Consider the following 3,667-nt stretch of genomic DNA (forward strand, 5'->3'; position numbering starts at 1 on the left):
GGAACGATGGACCATGCGACAGACGACGCAGATTTTCTGACACCGGACGAAAGGTGGGCTTTATGCGCCGTTCTGACGGACTGCCGTCTGCACGCTCAGACGGCATCCTGGGCGAAGGGCGGAACGGGCGTGATCGGATCGGACAGGCGGATGCCATCGAGAATTTGCGCTGTCCGGTCGCGCACGTCGAGCAGCAGAGCGCGGGTGCGGCATTCGCCTTCCTCAAGGCAGTTCTTGCACTTCTCGTGGGCATAGCGGCTGGCGCAGGGCACCAGCGCAAGGCTGCCGCGCATGTGCCGGATCAGATCGCCATAGGTGATGTCGATCGGCGGGATCGCCAGCCAGTATCCCCCGTCGCGCCCGCGCTGGGATTCGACCAGCCCCGCACGGGTTAGCTCGGACAGGATCACGGTCAGGAACTTGGCGGGAATGTTCTGCTTGTCGGCGATTTCGGCGAGCTGGATCGGGCCGCCGCCGTAATTGTCGGCAAGGTGCTGCATCGCGCGAATGGCATAGCGGGTCTTCTGGGACAGCATGGTGGATTGTCTATCTGTCAGGTAGGCAATCGGGTCAAGCGATCTGTATGCCCTGAAGTAGCGACCCAATTGTCCTTTGTTATGGCAATGGAAATCTGCTTTAAACGCACTCGTGAAAAGGCTGCCACTGACCTCCTTTCTAGCGGCTTTGGCAACGATGCTGACCGGTGAGTGCGACGATGGATGAGGCATTTTACACCGACATGTTGGATGCCATGTCGGATGGGGTAATGGTTTTCGATCACGACAAACGGATCACCTTCTGCAACCAAGCGTTTCTTGACATCACCGGATTTAATCGCGGTGATCTTGATCATGCACTTACGGCAATCCTCGAAGGCGCTGGCACCGATCCGAAAGTTATTGCCGCGATTAACGCTTCGCTCTCCAAGGGCACAGAATTTGATGGCGAAATCCTAAGTTTTCGTAAGTCTGGAGAGCCATTCTTTAACCATCTCGTCATAAAGCCGGCTATCAAAAGATCGGTTGGTGAAAATCATTTCATCGGAATCGTGCGAGACGTTACATCAAAAATCACAAACTATTCTGGTTTTGAGAGAGATTACGAGTTTATTTTCGAAAATGTGTTGGCGGGCATCATCATTCATGATCCAGATTCCCGCGTTCGCTTTATTAATCGTAAAGCTAGAGAAATGCTCGGCCTTACAGGAAATGCGGCGATCGACAGAACCGCTGAAGATCGTGGTTGGCAGTTCCTTCGCCCTGACGGATCTCCGATGCCGCTCGAAGAGTTGCCTTTCAACCGTGCCATTGACGAGAATACAACGGTTCGAGGCGTTCTGCTTGGCCGCAAGCATCCGTTTGACGACAGCATCGGTTGGGCGCTTTGTGATGCTTTCCTCGCGAGGAACGATGCAGGTGAAGTTACCGCTGTGCTTGTCAGCTTCAGCGATGTCTCACGCCTCATAGAAAGTGAGAAGTCTGCGAACGCATACCGCGAACGGTTCGAACTTGCAGCGCGTGCTAGTCAAGATGTGATTTTCGAATGGAATATCGAGACCGATGCTTTCAGCGCCAATGAGGCGTTCAAGAACATATACGGCTATGATCCACCTGCGATTATGACGCCCGAAAATCTCGATGCGCTTATTGCTACCGAAAATGGCCAGCATGTCGTTCGCGACGTTGCGCTTGAGGCTATTGCGTCTGGAACTGATCGTTTTTCCGTTGATCATATGATCAATCGTCCCGATGGCTCGACGGGCCATGTGGCAATCCGCGCCTTTATCGTCCGAAATTCGCAAGGAGAGGCGACGCGGGTAATTGGAACGGCAACCGATATAGGCCGTTTAACGGCTGCTCTTGCTGCCCTGGAGGAGTCAGAAGCTCGCTTCAGGATTATCGCGGATACGGTGAGCGATGTTCTGTGGGATAACAACTTAGATTCAGGGCAATTGTGGATGACGCCAGATTGGGCAACCAAACTGGGAGTGCCAAAACCGTCAGGACCGCCGAAGGAGGCGCACTGGAGAGATTTGATCAGCCCTGCGGATATTGGTGCCGCACTTCAGTCCTATAACGAGGCGCTGAACTCGAAAGCGACCAATTGGGAGACTGAGTATAGGATTATCAGCGCGGATGGCCGAACGATCAATGTGGCCGTAAAGGCCCGCATTTTACGACACCCAGATGGTAGGGCGTACCGCGTGCTGGGGAGCGTGCGTGACGTGACGGCATTGAAGCGTCAGCAGGAAGGTTACACACGAGCGCGAGCGCTCGAGGCAGTTGGCCAGCTTACCGGCGGTGTAGCGCACGACTTCAATAACCTATTGATGATCATTCTTGGCAACGCAGAGGTTCTCGAAACCACCGTGCTTGACGATGATCAGGCCGAGTCGGTTGCGATGATCCACCAAGCCTCAAGCAGCGCTGCGGACCTGACCCGACGGCTGCTTTCCTTCTCCCGCCAGTCGCAGCTTCGTGCTGGATGTGTTGAGCTGACCAGCTTGATGACCAACACGGTTGCACTGCTGAGAATAGGTATCCCGGAGACCATCGCGATCCGTTGCGATTTGAAGCCTAGTATCTGGCAAGCCAAAGCCGATGGCAACGCGCTTGAGCAAGCCGTCATTAATCTAGCAGTCAATGCGCGCGATGCGATGCCTGATGGCGGTGAGATTACCATCTCCGCCGAAAATCAAACGATCTCATCAGATGTGCAGTCAGCCCTATTGGACCTAGAGGCAGGCGACTACGTGATCATCTCGGTGACAGACACTGGCCACGGCATGCCACCTGAAGTGCTCGGAAGGGCCTTTGAGCCCTTTTTCACCACCAAGGACGTTGGAGAAGGCACAGGCCTGGGCCTCAGCACCGTCTTTGGCTTTGCGAAGCAATCGGGTGGGCATGCTACAATCGAGAGCGAGCCGGGTCGTGGCACGACGGTTAGGATCTATTTGCCGCGCTTTGCGGAAGGCGAAGATCAAGAGGGCCACGTGCAAACAACAGAGCGCGCGGTGCGCAAAACGGGTCAGCACATCCTCATCGTCGAAGACGAACCGATGGTCCGCGCGCATGTAGAAAAGCTCCTGTCAAAGCTCGGCTATGTGGTGACCGCCGCAGCAAATGCACAAGAGGCGTTGTCCCTTTTGCATGACGGCGAAGCCTTCGACCTGCTTTTCACCGACGTGATCATGCCCGGTGGCATGAGCGGACCACAGCTCGGTAAAGCAGCGCTAGAGCTCGCGCCGAATATCAAGCTGCTCTACACATCGGGTTATCCAGCTACCGCCTCCGAGAACCTCGGCCTTGAGGATTTAAGCAACGTGAATTTCCTCGCCAAGCCATACCGGTCGACGCAATTGGAGGAAAAGCTTGCGAAGATCCTGAATGACTGGGACCCCCGGCCACTCATCTAGAGCGATCTTCGACCGTATGAATCGACGAGTCATTCCCGCTGGGCGTGATCTCTGATTCAGGATCTGTGCTGGTCAAGGAGGCCAGCATGGATGAGGCAACCTCTCTCTTTGGAGTTACTTGTCCGTGTGCTGGCAACAGTTGATGATGGGATGAGTTGCCGAGCTGCGGCAGCCCGCTTTGGGGTTGCACCTTCGACGGCGATCCGCTGGCGCGCCCTGCGGCGTGACGCGGGTGACTTTGCTGCCAAGCCG

3 protein-coding genes are annotated in these 3,667 nt (G+C 55.4%); 2 read left to right on the forward strand and 1 reads right to left on the reverse strand.

What is annotated here, in order from left to right:
* Nucleotides 1-95 precede the first annotated feature (95 nt).
* The gene (locus ACOVQ0_RS06595; RefSeq protein WP_421881799.1) at nucleotides 96-536 is read right to left on the reverse strand and encodes an RrF2 family transcriptional regulator; all 441 of its coding nucleotides are present in this window, start codon (nucleotides 534-536) and stop codon (nucleotides 96-98) included.
* Nucleotides 537-715: 179 nt separating this feature from the next.
* On the opposite strand from ACOVQ0_RS06595, the gene ACOVQ0_RS06600 reads away from it, so the two are divergent.
* Nucleotides 716-3,415, forward strand: coding sequence for a PAS domain S-box protein (locus ACOVQ0_RS06600; RefSeq protein ID WP_421881802.1), 2,700 nt, complete (start codon nucleotides 716-718; stop codon nucleotides 3,413-3,415).
* Nucleotides 3,416-3,505: 90 nt separating this feature from the next.
* Nucleotides 3,506-3,667: helix-turn-helix domain-containing protein (locus ACOVQ0_RS06605; protein ID WP_421881811.1), on the forward strand; the 162-nt coding region annotated here is incomplete at its 3' end.

The sequence above is a fragment of the Novosphingobium sp. genome (assembly GCF_049240505.1).
GTDB lineage: Bacteria > Pseudomonadota > Alphaproteobacteria > Sphingomonadales > Sphingomonadaceae > Novosphingobium.

Coding starts and splice junctions, on each gene's coding strand:
- ACOVQ0_RS06595 (WP_421881799.1), bottom strand. CDS start 536: ATGCTGTCCCAGAAGACCCGCTATGCCATTCGCGCGATGCAGCACCTT.
- ACOVQ0_RS06600 (WP_421881802.1), top strand. CDS start 716: ATGGATGAGGCATTTTACACCGACATGTTGGATGCCATGTCGGATGGG.